Source organism: Kibdelosporangium banguiense, from assembly GCF_017876405.1.
In the GTDB taxonomy this organism is placed as follows: domain Bacteria; phylum Actinomycetota; class Actinomycetes; order Mycobacteriales; family Pseudonocardiaceae; genus Kibdelosporangium; species Kibdelosporangium banguiense.
Genome location: NZ_JAGINW010000001.1, coordinates 11,752,988 through 11,771,190, shown reverse-complemented (window position 1 = coordinate 11,771,190; position 18,203 = coordinate 11,752,988). Strand labels below are relative to the sequence as shown.

General features: G+C 66.7%; 21 protein-coding genes. 11 read left to right on the top strand and 10 right to left on the bottom strand.

The window, feature by feature from the left end; translation table 11 throughout:
* Positions 1 to 140: 140 nt before the first annotated feature.
* Positions 141 to 1,109, top strand: a complete 969-nt coding sequence (locus JOF56_RS52760; RefSeq protein WP_209646962.1) for a patatin-like phospholipase family protein — start codon at positions 141 to 143, stop codon at positions 1,107 to 1,109.
* 27 nt (positions 1,110 to 1,136) lie between these two features.
* The gene (locus tag JOF56_RS52755; RefSeq protein ID WP_209646961.1) at positions 1,137 to 1,358 is read left to right on the top strand and encodes a hypothetical protein; all 222 of its coding nucleotides are present in this window, start codon (positions 1,137 to 1,139) and stop codon (positions 1,356 to 1,358) included.
* A 67-nt stretch (positions 1,359 to 1,425) separates the two neighbouring features.
* Here the strand turns inward: JOF56_RS52755 and infA are convergent, their stop codons facing one another.
* The 3 genes from infA to JOF56_RS52740 form a co-directional block, all read right to left on the bottom strand.
* Entirely contained in the window at positions 1,426 to 1,650 is a 225-nt protein-coding gene (gene infA / locus JOF56_RS52750; RefSeq protein ID WP_209646960.1) for a translation initiation factor IF-1, read from the bottom strand.
* The gene (locus JOF56_RS52745) at positions 1,650 to 2,390 is read right to left on the bottom strand and encodes a GNAT family N-acetyltransferase (protein WP_209646959.1); all 741 of its coding nucleotides are present in this window, start codon (positions 2,388 to 2,390) and stop codon (positions 1,650 to 1,652) included. Before JOF56_RS52745 ends, infA begins: the two co-directional genes overlap by 1 nt.
* Positions 2,391 to 2,565: 175 nt before the next feature.
* Entirely contained in the window at positions 2,566 to 3,324 is a 759-nt protein-coding gene (locus JOF56_RS52740; RefSeq protein WP_209646958.1) for an SDR family NAD(P)-dependent oxidoreductase, read from the bottom strand.
* Between the two features lie 100 nt (positions 3,325 to 3,424).
* Between JOF56_RS52740 and JOF56_RS52735 the strand changes: the two genes are divergently transcribed.
* Both JOF56_RS52735 and JOF56_RS52730 read left to right on the top strand, forming a co-directional pair.
* Positions 3,425 to 4,045 (top strand): TetR/AcrR family transcriptional regulator, encoded by a 621-nt coding sequence (locus tag JOF56_RS52735; RefSeq protein WP_209646957.1) that lies wholly within the window; start codon positions 3,425 to 3,427, stop codon positions 4,043 to 4,045.
* A 42-nt stretch (positions 4,046 to 4,087) separates the two neighbouring features.
* Positions 4,088 to 4,702, top strand: coding sequence for a histidine phosphatase family protein (locus JOF56_RS52730; RefSeq protein WP_209646956.1), 615 nt, complete (start codon positions 4,088 to 4,090; stop codon positions 4,700 to 4,702).
* 239 nt (positions 4,703 to 4,941) lie between these two features.
* Here the strand turns inward: JOF56_RS52730 and JOF56_RS52725 are convergent, their stop codons facing one another.
* Positions 4,942 to 5,664: a hypothetical protein gene (locus tag JOF56_RS52725; protein ID WP_209646955.1), complete on the bottom strand. Its 723-nt coding sequence runs from the start codon at positions 5,662 to 5,664 to the stop codon at positions 4,942 to 4,944.
* Between the two features lie 133 nt (positions 5,665 to 5,797).
* Here JOF56_RS52725 and JOF56_RS52720 point away from each other — a divergent pair, with 133 nt between their 5' ends.
* Both JOF56_RS52720 and JOF56_RS52715 read left to right on the top strand, forming a co-directional pair.
* Positions 5,798 to 5,959: a hypothetical protein gene (locus JOF56_RS52720; RefSeq protein ID WP_209646954.1), complete on the top strand. Its 162-nt coding sequence runs from the start codon at positions 5,798 to 5,800 to the stop codon at positions 5,957 to 5,959.
* Between the two features lie 63 nt (positions 5,960 to 6,022).
* Positions 6,023 to 7,132, top strand: a complete 1,110-nt coding sequence (locus tag JOF56_RS52715) for a hypothetical protein (protein ID WP_209646953.1) — start codon at positions 6,023 to 6,025, stop codon at positions 7,130 to 7,132.
* Between the two features lie 146 nt (positions 7,133 to 7,278).
* Here the strand turns inward: JOF56_RS52715 and JOF56_RS61065 are convergent, their stop codons facing one another.
* Positions 7,279 to 7,437, bottom strand: a complete 159-nt coding sequence (locus JOF56_RS61065) for a hypothetical protein (protein WP_372448341.1) — start codon at positions 7,435 to 7,437, stop codon at positions 7,279 to 7,281.
* A gap of 55 nt (positions 7,438 to 7,492) precedes the next feature.
* On the opposite strand from JOF56_RS61065, the gene JOF56_RS61060 reads away from it, so the two are divergent.
* A complete protein-coding gene (locus JOF56_RS61060) occupies positions 7,493 to 7,615 on the top strand; it encodes a DUF6891 domain-containing protein (RefSeq protein ID WP_372448413.1) in 123 nt (40 codons plus the stop codon).
* Positions 7,616 to 7,670: 55 nt separating this feature from the next.
* On the opposite strand, the gene JOF56_RS52705 is transcribed toward JOF56_RS61060, so the two are convergent.
* Positions 7,671 to 8,540, bottom strand: coding sequence for a DUF4394 domain-containing protein (locus JOF56_RS52705; protein ID WP_209646951.1), 870 nt, complete (start codon positions 8,538 to 8,540; stop codon positions 7,671 to 7,673).
* 165 nt (positions 8,541 to 8,705) lie between these two features.
* On the opposite strand from JOF56_RS52705, the gene JOF56_RS52700 reads away from it, so the two are divergent.
* Positions 8,706 to 9,128 carry a hypothetical protein gene (locus tag JOF56_RS52700; protein ID WP_209646950.1) on the top strand — a complete coding sequence of 141 codons (423 nt, stop codon included), beginning with the start codon at positions 8,706 to 8,708 and terminating at the stop codon, positions 9,126 to 9,128.
* Between the two features lies 1 nt (position 9,129).
* Here the strand turns inward: JOF56_RS52700 and JOF56_RS52695 are convergent, their stop codons facing one another.
* Positions 9,130 to 12,243, bottom strand: coding sequence for an AfsR/SARP family transcriptional regulator (locus tag JOF56_RS52695; protein ID WP_209646949.1), 3,114 nt, complete (start codon positions 12,241 to 12,243; stop codon positions 9,130 to 9,132).
* An 894-nt stretch (positions 12,244 to 13,137) separates the two neighbouring features.
* Between JOF56_RS52695 and JOF56_RS52690 the strand changes: the two genes are divergently transcribed.
* Positions 13,138 to 14,475: a ferredoxin reductase family protein gene (locus tag JOF56_RS52690; RefSeq protein ID WP_209646948.1), complete on the top strand. Its 1,338-nt coding sequence runs from the start codon at positions 13,138 to 13,140 to the stop codon at positions 14,473 to 14,475.
* Positions 14,476 to 14,516: 41 nt separating this feature from the next.
* Here JOF56_RS52690 and JOF56_RS52685 read toward each other — a convergent pair whose 3' ends face one another.
* From JOF56_RS52685 to JOF56_RS52675, 3 genes are all read right to left on the bottom strand, one after another.
* The gene (locus JOF56_RS52685) at positions 14,517 to 15,476 is read right to left on the bottom strand and encodes a glycoside hydrolase family 6 protein (protein ID WP_209646947.1); all 960 of its coding nucleotides are present in this window, start codon (positions 15,474 to 15,476) and stop codon (positions 14,517 to 14,519) included.
* Between the two features lie 195 nt (positions 15,477 to 15,671).
* Positions 15,672 to 16,115, bottom strand: a complete 444-nt coding sequence (locus JOF56_RS52680) for a VOC family protein (protein ID WP_209646946.1) — start codon at positions 16,113 to 16,115, stop codon at positions 15,672 to 15,674.
* An 81-nt stretch (positions 16,116 to 16,196) separates the two neighbouring features.
* The gene (locus tag JOF56_RS52675) at positions 16,197 to 16,691 is read right to left on the bottom strand and encodes an FBP domain-containing protein (RefSeq protein WP_209646945.1); all 495 of its coding nucleotides are present in this window, start codon (positions 16,689 to 16,691) and stop codon (positions 16,197 to 16,199) included.
* A 69-nt stretch (positions 16,692 to 16,760) separates the two neighbouring features.
* Here JOF56_RS52675 and JOF56_RS52670 point away from each other — a divergent pair, with 69 nt between their 5' ends.
* Together JOF56_RS52670 and JOF56_RS52665 are read left to right on the top strand one after the other, a co-directional pair.
* Positions 16,761 to 17,324: a TetR/AcrR family transcriptional regulator gene (locus JOF56_RS52670; protein WP_209646944.1), complete on the top strand. Its 564-nt coding sequence runs from the start codon at positions 16,761 to 16,763 to the stop codon at positions 17,322 to 17,324.
* A 142-nt stretch (positions 17,325 to 17,466) separates the two neighbouring features.
* Positions 17,467 to 18,183: a GAF and ANTAR domain-containing protein gene (locus tag JOF56_RS52665; RefSeq protein ID WP_209646943.1), complete on the top strand. Its 717-nt coding sequence runs from the start codon at positions 17,467 to 17,469 to the stop codon at positions 18,181 to 18,183.
* Positions 18,184 to 18,203: the final 20 nt, after the last annotated feature.

Below are 18,203 nucleotides of genomic sequence, written 5' to 3'. Positions count from 1 at the left end.
TGTGACCGACCCTCCCACCGATGAGGGCGGACAGTGGCCGTTCTGATACCGATTCGCGCCCGAAATCTCGTATCAGATTCGCCGGGTCTGCCCTCTTTTGTCTGCATAAGGAGTGACATCTGAGGGCAGGGGAGGGCCTGATGAGTGAGCTGAAGTCTGTGGACCTGGTGCTGGAAGGCGGCGGCGTGAAGGGCATCGGCCTGCTCGGTGCCGTTCTGGGGCTCGCGGACGCGGGATACCGGTTCGAGCGGATCGCCGGCACGAGCGCGGGCGCGATCGTCGCCGCGCTGGTCGTGGCCTACCAACGGGCCGGCCGCGACCTGCACGACCTCGAGCCGATGATGCGCGGACTCGACTACACCCGATTCGCCGACGGAGCAGGGCTGGCGAAGGTGGCCGGCAAGGCCGGCGCCGCGGTGGAGGTCGTCATGCACGGCGGCGGTCACTCCGGCGACTACCTGACTGAATGGCTGGGCGAGGCTCTGCAGGACGTCGGCGTCAGCACATTCGCCGACCTGCGAATCGCCGACCCGGACAGTTCCCTACGCGACAACCAGGAATACGCACTCGTCGTGCACGCCACCGACCTGTCTCGCCGCCTGCTGGTCCGGCTGCCCTGGGACTACCCGCAGTACGGCAAGAACCCCGACGACATGCGGGTCGTGGACGCCGTGCGCGCGTCCATGTCGATTCCCTTCTACTTCCGGCCGGTGCAGATCGAAACGCAGTCCGGCACGGCGACCTGGGTGGACGGCGGCCTGCTGTCGAACTTCCCGATCACGGTGTTCGACCGCTCGGACGGGGAGGAACCCCGCTGGCCGACCTGGGGCATCAAGCTGAGCCGGGACGCGCAGGGCTTCGGCCAGGACAAGCCGGTCCGCACCGGCCTGCGGATCGCGATCAGCTCCCTGCACGCGATGACCGCCGACTGGAACCGTTACCGCTACGAGGAGGACGGCGTCACCAGGCGCACTCTCCACGTCGACACGGACGGCGTCTCCGCGACCGACTTCGACATCTCCGCGGAGAAACAGCAACTGTTGTTCACCAACGGAACGCTGGCCGTCCGGAGCTTCCTCGACAAGATCAACCTGGTCCCGGCCGGGTAACCACACCATTTGGACGGAGGGAACATCGTGCCCACCCGAGCGCAGGACGTCTCGCCCAAGGTCATGCTCGCCACAGTCGGCGGCGCCGTCTCCACGATCTTCTGGACCGTGGCCGACGGCACCTTCTGGCACGGCGTCTTCAGCACCGCCACCATGGTCACCCTGACCACGGCCACCACCGCGGTGCTGACATTCGTGATCGGCTACCTCGTGCCGGACCCAGGCTGGCGCAGGGCAGGCAGATCGTAAAAGGAGTGAACCCCGAGCGTCGGCCGGCTTTCGCTGTTGTCCGGCAACGAAAGCCGGCCGGCTGCCGCTAGGTCCGGTACCGGAACAGGATCCGGCCCCGGTTGAGGTCGTACGGGCTCAGTTCGACGAGCACGCGGTCATACGGCAAGATCTTGATGTAGTTCTTCCTGATCTTCCCGCTGATGTGCGCGAGCACCTTGTGCCCGTTCTCCAGTTCGACGGTGAAGCTGGCGTTGCGCAGGCACTCGGTCACGAGGCCCTCGACCTGGATGCCGTTGCTCTTGCCTGCCATCAGCGCAACACCAGTTCCAGGTTGCTGCTGGCCCGCCGGGCGCCGAAGCCCTCGAACAGCGCCACAGCCGCATGGTTGGCCTCGTTCACGTCGGCCGATGCGGTGTCGATTCCCTTGCCGTGCAACCGTCCCAGCACGTCGGCCAGCAATGCTCGCGCGATGCCACGGCGTTGCTCTTCCGCGCGGACCGCGATCAGGCCGATCCGGGGGCTGCGGGGCCGGCCCGTCACCCGGACCAAGCCGACGTATCGATGACCGGCTACGGCCGCCGCGTGTTTCGACGGGGCGCCCGCCGGGTGTGGCAGTACTTCGGCCGGCATGGACAGCCAGCCGACGCTCGCTTCGACCTCGGCGCGGATCTCGCGGTCCAGTTCGCGCAGAGGCCCCTCGTCCGCTTCGCCGACCGGCACGATCGTGACGCCGGCGGGCTGCGGGACTGAGTGGACGCCGGTGGGCACGTCGTACTCCCATTCGCGGCGGCGTGTGGTGAAACCGGTGCGCTGCCAATGGGAAGTGAGGTCGCGGTCGGCCTCGTCGACCACGGTGTAGAGGGGCGTCGGCAGTTCCGCCAGCATGACGCCGGCGAGTTGGTCGAAGACCGTGCCGTGCCAGGAGTCGATGCTGAGGAACAGCCGGCCGTCGGGCCGTGGCGACGCTTCGCCCCGGCCGACCACCCGATCGTCTTCCAGAGCGTGCCAATGCCGCTCTGCGACGCGGGTGATGACGATCGCAGAATTCATGGTGGTGCCTTTCGGGAGTGCCAAGGCGCTCCCGGCGACACCTATGCCATTCGCCCGGCCGCGACGACGATGGGGAGCACCCACTTGCGTACAGCGTTCATGGGTCTCACCTCCTCGCGTGATGTCACGGCGTCGCGGACGCTATCAGCTGCGCCGACGTGCACCCAACCCTTTTTCAGACCGCAGCCCAGCCGTTGTCCACAGGAAGCACGACGCCGGTGATGTTGCTGGCAGCGTCCGAGGCGAGGAACACGATGGCGTCGGCCTGTTCGCGTGCTTCGGAGATGCGCCCGATGTTGCGGGCGTAGGCGGCTACGACCTTGGGACCGTGGGTGTCCATTTCGGCGTCGACGGTCAGGCCGGTCATCGTGCCGCCGGGTGCGATGGCGTTGGAACGAATTCCGGTGTCGCGGTACATCACGGCGACCGACTTGGTGAGTCCGATGATGCCGTGCTTGGACACGGTGTACGCGGTGCCTGCCGCGCTGCCGCGCAGCGCTGCCTCTGAGGCCGTGTTGACGATCGCGCCTTTGCCCTTGGCCAGCATGTGGGGGAGCGCGGCACGGGTGAGCAGGAACGGGGCCGTCAGGTTGACGCGGATGACCCGCTCCCACTCGGCGTCGGAGACGTCGGCGGTGGCCGACATCCGGTCCATGATCCCGGCGTTGTTGACGAGTACGTCCAAGCCGCCGAACGTCTGGACGGCCGTGGTGACCACCTCGTCGACCACGGCGGCGTCACTCAGGTCGCCGGTCACCGCCACGGCGGTGCCCCCGCTCGCCTGGATCTCGGCCACCACGTCCTTGGCCGTCTCGGCGTTGAGGTCGGCCACCAGGACTTTGGCGCCTTCCTCGGCGAACCGCAGAGCGGCGGCCTTGCCGATACCCGAGCCCGCACCGGTCACGACGACGCTGCTGTTGTTCAACCCACTCATCTCGGCTCCTGTCCGCTGTGCCCCTCTTTGTGCAGGTTACAGATTTATGGCACATGGTGCCAGTAAGGCGCACCGTGACAGAAAGTGCTAATCTGGTGACATGTCCGCCGAGAACCCGGGCCGGACCGGCCGGCCACCGTTGACCGAGCGGCGCAAGGCCCAGACCCGTCTGGAGATCGCCCACGAAGCGGTCCGCCTGTTCACGGCCAAGGGCGTGGCCGCGACCTCCGCCGAGGAGATCGCGGCGGCGGCGGGCATTTCACTGCGCACCCTGTGGCGTTACTTCCCGTCCAAGGAGAGCTGCGTACTTCCCTTGCTGACCAGCGGAATCGAGGTCACGGCGCGGTGCATGCGCGCGTGGCCTCCCGGCGAGGCGATGACCTGGCTGCTCAAGGAAATGGAACGCTGCTCGCAAGACCTCGTCACCCACCTGCCCACACTGTTCGACCTGGTCCGGCTGACCCAGTCCGAACCAGGGCTACGCGCGGTCTGGCTGCAGGCCCACCAGGACGCCGAACCGGTTTTCGCGGCGGTCCTCGCCCACCGCGCCGCCCTCCCACCCGACGACCTGTCGGCCAGAATGCAGGCCGCGATGATCAACACTGCCCTGCGAGTGGCGATGGAACACCACGCCTCGAAACCCGGCCCACCAACCGAGGAAGCCGTACTGCGGACAGTCCGGACCGCGTTCCTGACTGTCGCACAAGGACTTCCCGACTGAAACCGCGTTGCGCCAAGCCGGCGATCGGACCACCATCACGGCATGATCGAGCGCGTCCTGTTGGCCCGGCACGGCCAGACCGAATGGAACCTGCAGGGCCGAAGGCAGGGACAGCTGGACTCTCCGCTCACAGAGCAAGGATTCGAGCAGGCTCGCCGCAACGCGGAACTGCTGGATGCCGTCGACATTGTGTTCACCAGCCCATTAGGACGAGCAGTGTCCACCGCCAAGATCTTCGCCGAGCACCTCGGCGCGACCGTCATGGTGATCGACGAGCTGGCCGAGCTGCACCACGGCCGTCTCGCCGGCCTGACAAACAACGAGATCAAGCAGCAGCACAACAACGAATGGCACCGCCGCACCCAGGACAAATACCGCTGGAGATTCCCCGACGGAGAAAGCTACGCCGATGTGGACGAGCGCGCAGCCACCGCACTGACCCTGATCGAAGGTCACGCGGCCGACCGCCCCCTGATCGTGTCCCACGAAATGATCGGCCGGATGCTGCTGCGCCGACTACTCGACCTCGACCCAGCCGACGCCCTACGCCGACACCACCCCCACAACGTCATCTACGAGGTAATCCCAGGCTTCGCGCACCTCCAAGAACTCCAGTCACCGAACCCACTCCACGACGACCCAACCCCGGCGCCCTGACCCAGCCCCCGCGCCACCCTGGCTTCCAGTCTCAAGACAAGCGCCATCACATGTGAAATTCCCCCAAAGGGGAACCCTTGTTGAACACATTACCAAGGGGGTCCGACAGTTTCGGTGTTTCCGCAGGTCAGGGCGGGTGGGGGCGGTCGGGTGGGCGGTCGAGGCCCGAGTGGTCAAGAGGGCGGCCAGCGTATCCCCGGCCTGAGTCTATTTGGGGCAGACGGCTTGGGGGCTGCTTGTCAGATCTGACTGTAGCTTCTGAGCCCGACCAGCGTCGTGAACGTGATCCTGTTCGTACCGGATGCGGCCGGCAGGCCGAAACGCTTGTTCACCAGCCGGTCGAACGCATGGCAGCCACGCGCCTTCGGCACCGCGAACTGTTCGTCCTTGATGCTGAACCTCAGTACGGTCGGATTGGGAGAGACCACGTCGGGTCCGCTCGTCCGGATCGGCCTGAACTTGATCGGATCCTGGTCGCTGCCGATCGTGCACGTGCCCGGCAGCAGCGGCGAGATCACCCTGAGCTTCAGGTGCTGCTCACCCATCTGGTCGCCGACCGACAGGAAATCGGCGAATCCCGCGTACTCGATGCGGATGTCGGCCCGCAGCAACGGATTGTGCTCGTCGGAACCCGGGATTCCGAGCAGGCCGCCGGGTACCCGGGCCGGGTCGGCCCGCAGAGCGCCGAAGACCTGAGCGAACTTCCCATCCAGCCGGCCCTCCGCGAACGTCAGCCGCATAGCCCCCGACGGCTGTGCGGGAAGCGTGCCCAACTGGACCGTTCCACTCGACATCAGCACCTCGCACCGCCACTGTGCCGGATCGGCTCCCGCCGGAATCGCCGGACAGTCACTGAAATCAAAGGTGGGCACAGGTTCCGCGGCCGCCGCCTGTCCAACCGGGACCATGATCACCGCGGCGGCTGTCAGCACAACCGCGGCAGCACGTCGAAAAGCTCGCATTGTCGTCATACCTGCAGAGACTTCCGGTTCGCAGCCCGCCGATGATCCGGCAGATCCCGGATTCGCCCCCTGGATCACCCCGAGGCCCACTGCGGGTTCTGTGTCAAATGACATGTTTGGTGCCGCACTTTCTGTGGTTGCTTGTGTCGCGACCCGTGTCGGTGGTGGCAGTCCGGACGATGACGCGTCCCAGTTGGCCGCGCGAACCCTGATCCCGTCAGTGGTCTGGATCGCGGGCTGGCTCGCCCTGATCGGCTGGGGCCTGTGGACAGGTGTGCCCCTGTTGTGGCCGTGATCTGTTTTTGTCGGACCCCTGCGCCATGATGTCGCTGTCGGTTTCCGAGTGCGGGGGTTGATCATGAGGACGTTGTTCGAAGGCGACGTGTGGGTCCACTATGGACAGATCTATGTAGAGACCGCTGAGGAGTTTCCGGGGTTGACGGAGTGCTTCGCGGGTCAGCGCAACGGGTTGTGCGGTGCGGCCGTGCCCGGGCATCTGTTCCTGATCACCGGGTTGCATACCGGTGAGGTCGCGTTCGCGGTCGAGGTGCACGAGTCGGTGCCGGCGTTGGATGAGTCCTGGCAGGACGTTGTCGAGGTCTCGTTCCGGCCGGAGGGCGAGGCCGCGCTGGTGCAGTGGGCAGGGGAGAATTCCTGGCCGCTTGACCTGGCTGAGACCGACTATCGGGTGCGGTACTGCGGCAAGGGGATGGATCAGGCCAACCGTAAGGACACGGTCCTCGATGACGAGCCGGTGATCGACCGGTACCTGCTGCAGTTCTGGCCCGCCCCGCCGGCACCTGATCAGGTGGTCAGGCAGACCAGCGAGGTCGCCGCGTACTGGCACGGCGTGGCGCAGGATCAGCCACCGCCGCCGACACCGGAGGAGAAGGCCGAGGCCAAGCGCCTGGCCGCGCTCGAACAGCGGTGCAAACATGAGGAAGCCAAGCTGAAGGCCGAGCAACGCGAGTGGGGAGGGTCGTTACCCAGCGAACGTCTGAGGCAGTTACGCGGTACTGCCCTCGTCATCGCGCCTATGGACCGTCCGCTTGTCGACGCGTTAGGCGCGGCGGATGCGCGCACCCAACGGGAGGTCGCCCGCTGGGTGACCAGGCGCGCCTTCGTTGAGGCACAACTCAGTGAAGTGGACTGGATCGCGGCCGCCCTCGCCGCGGTCGACCAGGGCGATCCGTTACCACCGCCGTTCGACAACGACGAGGAGGCATGGCAACGGCTGTTCACCGACCCGCATGTGCCGCACACGATGGTGACCTCGCCCGACGGCCGGCTGGACAACTGTTCGCAGCAGGCCATGGCGTTCCCTGCGATGTTCTCGGCCAGGGTCGAGGATCCGTTGGCCGCCGCGTTCGACGCGCTCTGGGCTGGAGCGGTCGCGTTCGGGCACGGGCGGCACAACGTCTTGTTCACCGAGGTCAAGGAGGTGTTCCCGATACTCAGGCAGAGCTGACCGCACAGGCTGTCGCGAGAGGTCCGCCGGAACTGTCGGTGGTCGCTGGCAAGATGCCGGCCGTGGTGGAACCGATGAAAGACGCCCTGCCGATCGAGGTCTCGACTGAGGACGGGGCCAAGCGCTTCGGGCTCACCGGAGCGGAGCTACATGCGCTGGTGGACGGCCTCGGCGGCGACGGCGACCGGTTTGTGGTCGTGGAGCGAGTGCCTGCGTCGCCAGAGGTCTACGTCCAGACCTGGCGGGAGGGCACCGGGTCGTATGGCGTCGAGTTCCGGGATGGCAGTGCTGATCGGCACTTTCACGTTGAGATAGGCGGCGTACGGATCTTTGCCCGGGTCGCCCGACGACTCGCTGACAGTGGGCCGCGAGGTCGCCGCCGCGCTCACAGCGGGTGGATTACCTGTGGTGTGGAACGATTCCGCGGATACACGCATCCACGTCACACCGTTGGACTGGAAGAAGCGGATACCTCAGGGCTGAAAGGCGAGCCCGCCCGCGGGGGGTTTGGGGCGGGCTCGCCGACCGGGGGTGTGTTTCAGTTGGTGTCGAGGGCGATGGCCAGGTCGCCGAGCGGGATCGGGAACGCGCCCACGCTTGTTGTGGCGCCGGTGAACAGGTTGACGGTGTAGAGCGATGATGTGGAGGCGCCTGCTGGGTTGAGAATGGCGAAGCCGGTCACCGAGGTCGTCTTTCCGTTGGTCAGATCGCTGTAGATGTCGAAGCCCGCGTTGGGCAGCGCGTCGAAGCCGATCGAGCCGATCGGCGCCAGCGTGCCGATGTTGGCCGGTGACTGGATGACGATCTCGTCAGTGGCGGTGGCGACGTCGTACAGGGTGGTCGCGGTGTCCGGGCTCAGGTCGTTGTTGGTGTACGCGGCGCCGGTGACTCCCCTTGTCGGCCCATACGGCGGCGGGGTCGTCAGGGTGCCGTCCTCGATCGTGGTGTGGTCGTTGAGGTTGTGCCGCAGGTTCTGGCCGTTGTCGCTGATCACCCGCAGCCGGTCGGCCGCCGGGTTGAAGTCGACGCCGAAGTTGTTGCCGTACAACGGAACCTGGAGCTGTGAGACCTTGGTGACCACCGGGTCCGAGACCTGCGGCGGGGTCTTGATCGTGTAGATGCCGCCCTGGTTGCCGACCGCGTACATCAGGCCGTTCTGCACGCGGAAGTCGATCCCGATCACAGCCGTGTCACCGACGAGCCCCAAGATCAGCCGTACCCAGTCGAGGGTCTGGGGTTTGTCGGTGGTGAAGGTGGCCATCAGCTTGCCGTCGGCCGAGATCCCGAACGCCCGCAGGCTCTGCACCTGAGCCCAGCCGGTGCCGGCGGCCGGCGTCCCGACGACCGCGGTCGCGGCCGACAGGGCCACGGCCACCGCGGCGATCCCCTGCTTCATACGTGCTTTCACAGGTCGTTCCCTTCCGAGCGTCTGGTTGTTGCCGGAACGGCGAGGATCAAGCTATTGGGCGCCACTGGACATCCATTGGACGCGGGCTGAACTAGTCACATCGGCTCTTGCAGGCGTCCCGGACAGCCGCCAGATTGGAGGCATCAGACCGACCAAGGGGACGACGTGATCAGACGTTGGGTGCTCGCACTGTGTACCGGGGTTCTCCTCACGGGGCTCCCGGCCACAGCCCAGGCCGCGCCGCTGGAGTGCTCCTCGCCCGTACGGACGACCGAAGTGCTCCTGAAGTACCAGGACTCCTTCACCTACATCTTCAGGGTTTCCTGGTGCGTGGAAGGAAAGCAGATCACCGGGATCGCCACGGAGGTCGTGCACGAACAGGACGGCAAGACCTGCACCTGGACAGGTCGGATGGAGGAGTGGATACGGCGGGACCAGCTGACCGGCTCGTGGACAGCCTTCGACATGAGCGAGTTCTCGTGCATGAAGAGCGACGGATCCGGGACTCAGGCTGTGAATCCGTGGGCCATGGTGACGGTGTACCCCGACAACACGCCGCCACTGCGACGGGACGGAATCGAGAGATAGCTCAGGTCCGGTCGAGAACGCCGAGGGAGTGGGTTGCACCCAGGCGATGACCGGTCTCGTGGTGAATGGCAAGTGCCCGGCGGGCGTGCTCGGCCGCATCCGCCGCCCTGCCCTGGGCCAGCAGAACACCAGCGAGAGCGGTCATCGCCTGCCCTTGCAACGCCCGGTAACCCGCCTGTTCGGCAAGTGCGAGAGCGTGCCGGGCGTGACTGATCTCCGCCGTGGCCGTGGTGAGACCGATGAGGATGTCGATTTCGGGGTAGCGGTCGCCGGTTTCGCGGATCAGCTCGAGTGCCTGACGGTAGCGGCGGATCGCGTCCTGCCGATGGCCGAGACGGTGGTGCACAGCGGCGAGCGTGGCCAGTGCCTCTGCTTCTGTGCGTGGCTCACCGGATTGCTCGGCCAGGGTGAGGCCGGTGCGTGCGTAGTCGGCGGCTTCGGTCATACGTCCGAGATCGCAGTACGTCGCGGCCAGCCGGCTGTGCGTCTCAGCCTCGCAGGCGCGGTTACCGGCTTCGCGATGCAGGCTGATCGCACGCGTAAGCAGCACGGCAGCTTCGGCAGGCAGCCCGCGGACGCGTTGCACCTGGCCGAGATTGCCCAGGTTGATCGCCTCGCCGTACCGGGACCCGATCTGGCGGTACCGGCTCAACGCCTGCGCGTAGTGCTCAGCCGCTTGTGACAGCCGGCCCAGTTCCCAGTGCACGTTACCGAGATTGCCGAGCGCGACCGCTTCGCCTATCGGCTGGCCGATGGAGCGGCTGAGGACCCGTCCACGGTCGAATCGGACAGCGGCAGCCGTGAGGCGGCCTGCCTGCCAGTACGCGCACCCGAGGTTGCCCAGCACGGCAGCCTGGGCCTCGACCCATTCGGCTTGCCGGGCAAGCAGAAGCGCTGACGTGTAGTGCCGGACCGCCTGCCGGTATCGGCCTTGCCGGAAGTGCAGGTCGGCGAGGCTGAGCCGGGCCGCGGCCCGGGCCCGGGAGTCGCCGGTCTGCTCGGCCGCCGTGAGTCCCGCCGCGGCCGCGGCCTGCCATTCCACCCGGCGCATGCACATCCAGAAGTAGCCGCGCAGCGCGTCGGCAAGCGGCCACGTCATGGCTGGTGGCCCGGCCCGGATGGCCGTGACGAGGTTGCCCAGTTCGGCGTCCAGCCACGCTGCTGCCCCGCCGAATTCCGTGACACCAGAAGGCATGCGAGCGTCGATCTCGGGCACCGGCAGCCGTAGCATGTGTGGATAGAGCAGCCGGGCGGCACCGTCCACCGCGTGCAGATACCAGTCGTACAGCCGTTTCAGGGCCGAGTCGCGATCCTGTTGGGGCTCTTGCTGTTGCACCTGCTCGGCCGCGTATCGCCGCAGCAGGTCGTGGAAGTGGTAGTGGCTGGGTGCCTGATGTTCGACGAGGTGCGCCCCGGCAAGGCGATCCAGCAGACGGCCGGTCTCTCCCAGATCCGCGCCGATGAGCGCGGCGACCGTCTCGACACTGAACTCCGTACCGGGAAGTAAGCTCAACAAGCCGAAAAGTCTCTGTGCTTCGGACGGCAGTGCGGCATACGAAAGGTCGAAGGCCGTTCGTACCGCGGTTTGCTCATCGCCCTGGACTGCGAGGGCGGCCAACAGGTTGCCTTCACGCAATTCGGCGACGTAGTCCTGGATGCCGCAGCCAGGACGGTCGGCGAGGTTGGCCGCCGCGATTCGTAACGCGAGTGGCAGGTATGCGCACAGCTTGGCGAACTCGACAGCTGCCTCATGCTCGGCGTTCACGCGTTCCGCGCCCAGGATTCGGGCCAGCAGATCAAGGGCGTCGTCAGGGCTCAGGACGTCGAGCGTGAGCTGACGGGCGCCGTGCATGGCGACCAGGCCCGCCATCCGGTCTCGGCCGGTCACCAGCACGAGGCAGCCCGGACCGGATGGCAGCAGCGGCCGGATCTGGTCCGGACTGGCGGCGTTGTCCAGTAGTACCAGCGTTTTCTGATCGGTGGTCAACGTCCGGTACAAGGCCGACGCGGTCTCCAGGTCCAGCGGCACGCGCTCGGCCGGAATGTCCAATGCGGACAGGAACTGGGCGAGGATCTCGATCGGCGTGGCCGGCGGGCCGTGTGCGTGCCCGCGCAGATTCGCGTAGAGCTGCCCGTCCGGGAACCGGTCTCGCACCCTGTGCGCCCAGCGCACGGCCAACGCCGTCTTGCCGACGCCTGCGGTCCCGGAGATCGCGGCGATCGTCATCGCCTTCTCCCGTTCCGGCAACAGGTCGTCCAACATGGACAGCTGAGACGTCCGGCCGGTGAAGCCGTGGGGCACGGCCGGTAGTTGTTTCGGGACCCGGGGCGCGGGCCGGGATTTCGTGGTGGCCGTGCCTGTGGTCTCCCCGTCGTGCAGAAGCGCCGCGTGCGCCGCGAGCAACTCGGGGCCGGGGTCGATGCCGAGTTCCTCGATGAGCCGGTCGCGAACCTCGTGGTATGTCTGGAAAGCCTTGGCCCGTTGCCCGACGGCGTGGTACACGCGGATCAGCCTGGCCTGGACGGACTCGTCCAGCGGCTGGTCGGCGGCGGCCTCGGCGACCTCGGGCAGGACGTCCGCGGCGGCCCCGATCGCGATCATCGCGTCGCCGTGCCTGGCCAGCACTTCCCGGCGTTCGGCGACCAGCGCCACAACCTTCGGATGCGTGGCCAGGAAAGGAATGTCGGCGAGCGGCCGGCCGCGCCACAACCGCAGCGCCTCCCCGAGCAACGTCGCCACACGGGCCGTGTTGCCGTCGCGATGCGCGTCGTTCGCCTCGTCGATGAGCCGCCGGACATGCACCAGATCGACGTCCACGATGTCCCGGTGGACCGCGTAACCGCCGCTCACGTGCGGCAGGACCGTACTGCTGGAACGCGGCGGACGGCCAGGCTCCAGCACCCGGCGCAGGTGTTTGATGTGTGTCTGCAGGACATTCACCGCACTTCGTGGCGGCCGGTCACCCCACAGCGCGTCCATCAGCTCGCGCCGGGGCACCGCCTCGCCACCGGCGAGCGCGAGCAATCCCAGCACCGCTCGCCGGGCAGGCGGACCGAGATCGAGCTCAACGCGGTCGTTCCACGCCCGCAACGAACCCAAAACCTGGATCCGCACAGACCCCCCTGCCAGTGTGGGCCTTGCAATCGTCAACAGGGTGGAACGTAATTCACAGACCAGTGCTCCACAAGGAAAGTCACGGAAAGAGGTCCACTGCGACAGCCATTGGGTCCGCTCAGGCTAAAGCCCGCCCAACCAGTTGGGCTGATCCGGTCGCGCCCCGCAGGTCGCATCAGGCAGGACGTTCGCCGATCGTCGACCGGCGAACCCGTTGCCGGAGTGGCCGATCGGAGACACCTGTGACCAGACTGCCGGTGCACTGTCCTCATGGAACACGGAGCCGGGCGGTGCCGCCACCCGAGGCAGCCCTCCCCGCACCATGAATTCCGGCAAGGGGAACCCTTGATGAACACATTACCGGAGGGGTCTGACAGTTTCGGGGTTTGCGCAGGTGGGAGGGGGTGTTCGGGGTGGATGGTCACCAAGGCGGGCAGCAGGGGAGCGACCCAGGCGGGCACGGTGGCGGCATGGCTATCATCGCGACAACAATCGAACGTGCGGTGAACAACCGTTTCCGGTATCGCCGCGTGAAGTACCTGGTCGCATAGTTCTTCCAGTCGTCAGATCGGTGGAACCGCGTACCAGGAATAACGCCATGTAGACATGCACTGCCTGTTGGGTAGAAGGCAAACTCGCAGGTCAGAGGCTCAGGCGCGAGTCCTGATGTTATCTCTTTTCGCGTCGCGCCGCCCACTGGAAACCATGTTCTGCATCATTTGTTGTGCCCGCGTTCGGGTAGTGGTAGGGAAAGGTGTCGGCTATTCGGAGGGCTGGCTGCCCCGGACCAGGGGAACACGCCCGGGAGGCGGATATGCCGTTGCGGGGCGCCGTGGGGTGCCCGATTCGTACATAATGTGCACCCGGCTTGACGCGGCTCGATGAGAGGTAACGATGGTGGCCACGAGTTCACAGGTGCGGCGGAGCTCCGTACCGCCGGTCGTCCAGGCGCGGTGGGCGCTGTGGGCGTTCGTCATTGTCAACGTGGTGATCGTCGAGGTCCTGTTCATCACCGCGGGGACCGGCAAGAACAACATCCTCACCATCGCCAAGTTCTTCGGCCTGCACGCCGCCCTGGTCATGATGTTGCAGCTGTTGCTGGTCGCGCGGCTGCCGTGGCTGGACCGCCGGATCGGGATGGACCGCCTGACGTCCTGGCACCGGTGGGTCGGCTTCGGTCTGCTCTGGACCGTGCTCACGCACGCCACGATTGTTGTGCTCGGCTACGCGACGCTGGACAACGCCTCGATGGGCAAGACGTTCCTTGCGTTGGCCGGCGTACCCGCGTCGCTGCTGGGCATGATCGCGGCCGCGCTCATCGTCGTGGTCGGGGTTTTCTCCATGCGCTATGCCCGGCGGCGGTTGAAGTACGAGACCTGGCACGGTCTGCACCTGTTGCTGTACTTGGTTTTGGGGCTCGCGTTCGTCCACCAGCTGCTGGAGACCACGACTTTCAAGTCCTCGGTGTTCGCGATGGTCTACTGGTGGGCGCTGTGGATCTTCGCCTTCGGGTCCCTGATCGTCGGCCGGATCGTCGTTCCGTTGCGGCGCAACGCCTACCACCAGTTCCGGGTCCAGGCCGTGGTGCCTGAGGCGCACAACGTGACATCGGTGTACGTCACCGGCCGCCACCTCGACCAGTTGCCCGCCCAGGCCGGGCAGTTCTTCATCTGGCGCTTTCCCGGGCACAACCACTGGTGGCTGGCCAACCCGTTCTCGATGTCCGCGGCTCCCAACGGCCGCACGCTGCGCCTCACCGCCAAGGCGGTCGGCACCACCAGCGCGGGCCTGCGCAACCTCCAGGTCGGCGCCCGCGCGTTCCTGGAAGGCCCGTACGGAGCGTTCACGTCGATGCACCGCACGCGCCACGGCGTCGTGCTGATCGCCGGCGGAGTCGGCGTCACCCCCGTGCGGTCCCTGCTGGAAGAACACACACCAGGCGACTTCGTCGTGCTCTACCGCGTCCGTGACCCCAAGGACGCCGTCCTGCTCAACGAGTTGCAGCAACTGGTGGCCGCGCGCCGTGGCCGTCTGCACGTGCTCACCGGCCGCACCGATCAGGGCGCGCGTCCCTTCGAACCGGACCAACTGCGCTACCTGGTCCCCGACATCACCGAACGGGACATCTACGTCTGCGGCCCACCGGCCATGACGGCAGCTGTCCTAAGTGGCCTCCGCAGCCTGCGCGTCCCCAGCCGCCAGGTCCACGCCGAAAAGTTCAGCCTGGCCTGACGGCGCCGGCCGCTTGGCAGGCAAGCGGCCGACGCTCCGGCTCAGGTGCCGTCGATCAGGAACTCTGCCAGTTCCGGGCTGAATTCTCCGGCGGGGATGGTGCGGATGACTCCGCATGTGCCGTCGGAGTCGCCGGGGACCTTGATCCAGAGCAGCATGTCGGCGCCGCCGCCGACCTGGGACGGGGTGCCGAGCTTGCGGCCGGGAGGGTTGCACCAGTCGCCGTTCGAGCCGTTGCCGTTGCGGCTGGTGTCGACCACGAATGGCTTTGGGTAACCGTATTTGCTCGACAGTGCTGCGCTTACGTTGTTGCCGTAGGTGTTGGAGGCCTGGGTCGAGTGGAAGTTGGACACGTTGACGGCGAAGCCGCGGATGGTGCTGACGCCCGCCGCGTGCAGCCGGTCGGCCATGGTCGCGGCCGGGATCCAGGTGGCGTTGCCGCCGTCCATGTACGCCCAGGTGTTGGGGGCCTTCTGGGCGAACTGGGCCGCGGCGAACTTCAGCAGCTCCAGGCGGGTCTGGCGCTCGGCCTGGGGCAGGCAGTCCAGCTGGGCCAGCGCGTCCGGCTCGATGATCACGACGGCCGGCTTGCCGCCGATGCCCGCGGCGAAGTTCGAGATCCACGTCTTGTAGGCGTCGACGCTGCCCGCCCCGCCACCAGAGTGCCCGCCGCAGTCCCGGCCGGGGATGTTGTACGCGACCAGGATCGGCAGCTTGTCCACGACGTCGGCGGCGTAGGTGAAGGTGTCCACGGCCGTGCGGATGTCACCGCTCCAGTTGCCGAACCAGCGGCCACCCGCCTTGGTCGCGATGGCCGCTTTGATCTTGTCCACCCGGGGTTTGTCGCCCGGGTTCTGCCTCACCCACTGCGCCGGGTTCGAATCGGGATCGACATAGAAACCGTTGGTCTTCTCAAGAGGGTTGCCGTCGGCGGCCTGCGCCACCGGGACGCTGAGAGCCAGCATCGAGGCGGCCAGCAGCCCGAGGATCTTGATACGCATGCGCCGCAACATGGCAGCGACGCGTACAAGAATCGTACAAACAGACATAAGTGGAACTACTCATGGGCCGCCGTGTGGGCGGCGCCGTCAAAGTGTGGTCGCTGAACTGGCGCGACCTGGGCCCACTGGAGAAGTCCTGCAGCGCTGAGGCCGCGCTCGCCGGCTCATAGGGACCGACGCGCTACCGCATTGGCGTCAGTTGATGTCGAACTCGTTGCCTTCCGGGTCCTTCATCCCGACCGCGTAGTGGTCGAGCCCCTCGTTGGGCAAGGCGCCGGTGATGGTGGCGCCGAGGCCCGCCAGCCGGTTGGCCTCGGCGTCGACACGCTGCCGGCGGGTCTCGATCGAGTCGGTCCGCGCGCCGCTGGCGTGGATGTCGAAATGCAGCCGGTTCTTGACCACCCTGGGGTCCTGGACCTGCTGGAACCAGATGCTCGGGCCGTTGCCGTCCGGGTCGCTGATCCGGTCCGCGCCGTCGTCCAGGTCCTCCTCGGGTATCCCGAGGTCGCGGTAGAAGTCGTTCCAGGTGGCGAAGCCGGCCGGCGGCGGCGCGAGCTGATAACCCAGCGCGGCGGCCCAGAAGCGGGCCAGGCGGTCCGGGTCGGCGCAGTCGATCACCAGCTCGAAGCGGACGGGCATCGGGGTTCCTTCCACAGGTCACGCCGGGTGCGCCGGCCATCCTGCCAGGTGGCTCGCGGAGTGGTCCACGCAAGCCGATGACTATTCGGCGACTTTGGCCAGGAATCCGGTCAGGTTGGCCATGGTTCGTTCGACCTGCATGTCGACTGTGAGCGACTCGTGGAAGCGGGCGCCGGGGCCGGCGTCCTTCTTGCCGCGCAAATAGAGCGAGCAGGCGAGGTCGCTGCAGATGTAGGCGCCCACGGAGTTGCCCTGCTGGCCATTTTTACCGGCTTTGCGTGCGGTCATCAGTGAGACGCCGTCGCCCGGGTGCGTGGTCAGGCAGAGCGAGCACATGCTTCGTTTGACGTGCCCGGCTCGTGGTGTGGCCCGGCGCAACGCGACCCCGACGAGTCCGTTGCCGGATTCGGTGACGAGGTAGGCGCGGTCTGGCGCCCCTGGGTCACACCAGCCGAGGAAATCCAGGTCATCCCATGGCTGCGCGGCCAGGTCGCGCGGTACGGCCAGGCGCTGGGCCTCGCCCTTGGTGCAGTTGACGAACGACGCGCGGATGTCGCTCTCGGTGACTGGCTTCATGACAGTCGACGCTAACTTTCCTAGATGTCTTAGGCAAATGAATATAGGCTCTAGGCAGAAAGGTGGTCCATGGCACGAGTGGGGATGACCGCCGAACGCCTGACTCAGGCGGCGGCGGAACTGGCCGACGAGATCGGCTTCGAGAACGTGACTGTCTCGGCGCTCGCGCGCAGGTTCGGCGTCAAGGACCCAAGCCTGTATTCCCATATCAAGAACGCGCAGGATCTGAGAGTCCGGCTGGCGACACTGGCCCTGTCGGAGCTCGCCGACAAGGTCACCACCGCCATGGCCGGCCGCGCGGGCAAGGACGCCCTGGTGGCCTTCGCGAACGCCTACCGGGACTACGCGAGGAAGCATCCCGGGCGATACGCCGCGATGCAGATCCACATCGACACCGAGACATCAGCTGCCCACGCGGCACGCCGTCACGCAGAGCTGACACGCGCGATCCTGCGTGCCTACAAGCTGTCCGAACCCGATGAGACAGACGCGGTACGTCTCCTGCACAGCACGTTCCACGGATACGTGAGCCTGGAGGCCGCTGGCGGATTCCGCTTCTCGCGTCCGGCCGACGCCTCATGGTCCAGAGCGCTCGACGCCCTCGACACCCTGCTCACAAACTGGCCGCGCTGAACCGGTGCCGGTCCCCGACCGGTAAGGTGACCTGGGTTTCGTTGAAAAGTCAGCGGGCTCACCGAAATGGGATTTTGGTGAGCTGCTGTCGTGCTCGCCGCTGCAGCAGCACAAGGAGCGATCAGTGGCGGGTGATGCACCCATGGCGGAGCGTTTGGACGAGGTCAGAGCGGCGATGTCGGCTCTGACCAGCGCGTTGGAAACCACGTCGGACGATTTGGCAATGCTCGAGGCCGTCTGCGCCGAGGCGATCCGGGTCGTGCCGGGTGCGGACATGGCCAGCATCACGGCCATCGACGACGACGGCCCGCGAACTGCCGCGTACACGGACAAACGGGCCCTGGAAGTCGACCAGGCGCAGTACGTTGCCGGCGACGGCCCATGCCTGCGAGCCGCGGCGACCGGCAGGACAATGCGGTTGTCGCTGGAGACCGCGAGCGAGCTGTGGCCGGGTTTCGTCGTCCAGGCGAAGCAGTTCGGCGTGGGCAGCTACCTCGCCGCACCGCTGCGAGTGGACGAGCACCTGACCGGGGCCATCAACCTCTTCGGCTTCGACAACCACGGCTTCCAGGAGACGGACTCCAAACTGCTGGAGCTCTACACCACGATCGTGGGCTTCGGGCTGAGAACCACCCGCCGGTACCGGGAAACCCTGGCGCTGGCGCAGAATCTCGATGCCGCCATGCAGTCGCGGGCCGTCATCGAACAGGCCAAAGGCATCCTGATGGCCACCCACAAGATCGACGACAGCCAGGCGATCGAGCGGCTGATCGCGCACTCCCAGCAGACCAACACCAAGCTGCGCCAGGTCGCTGTCGACTTCGTCCGCGAGGCATCCACTCCCGCGAGCGCGGTTTGAGAATCCCGGCAGGGGAAACC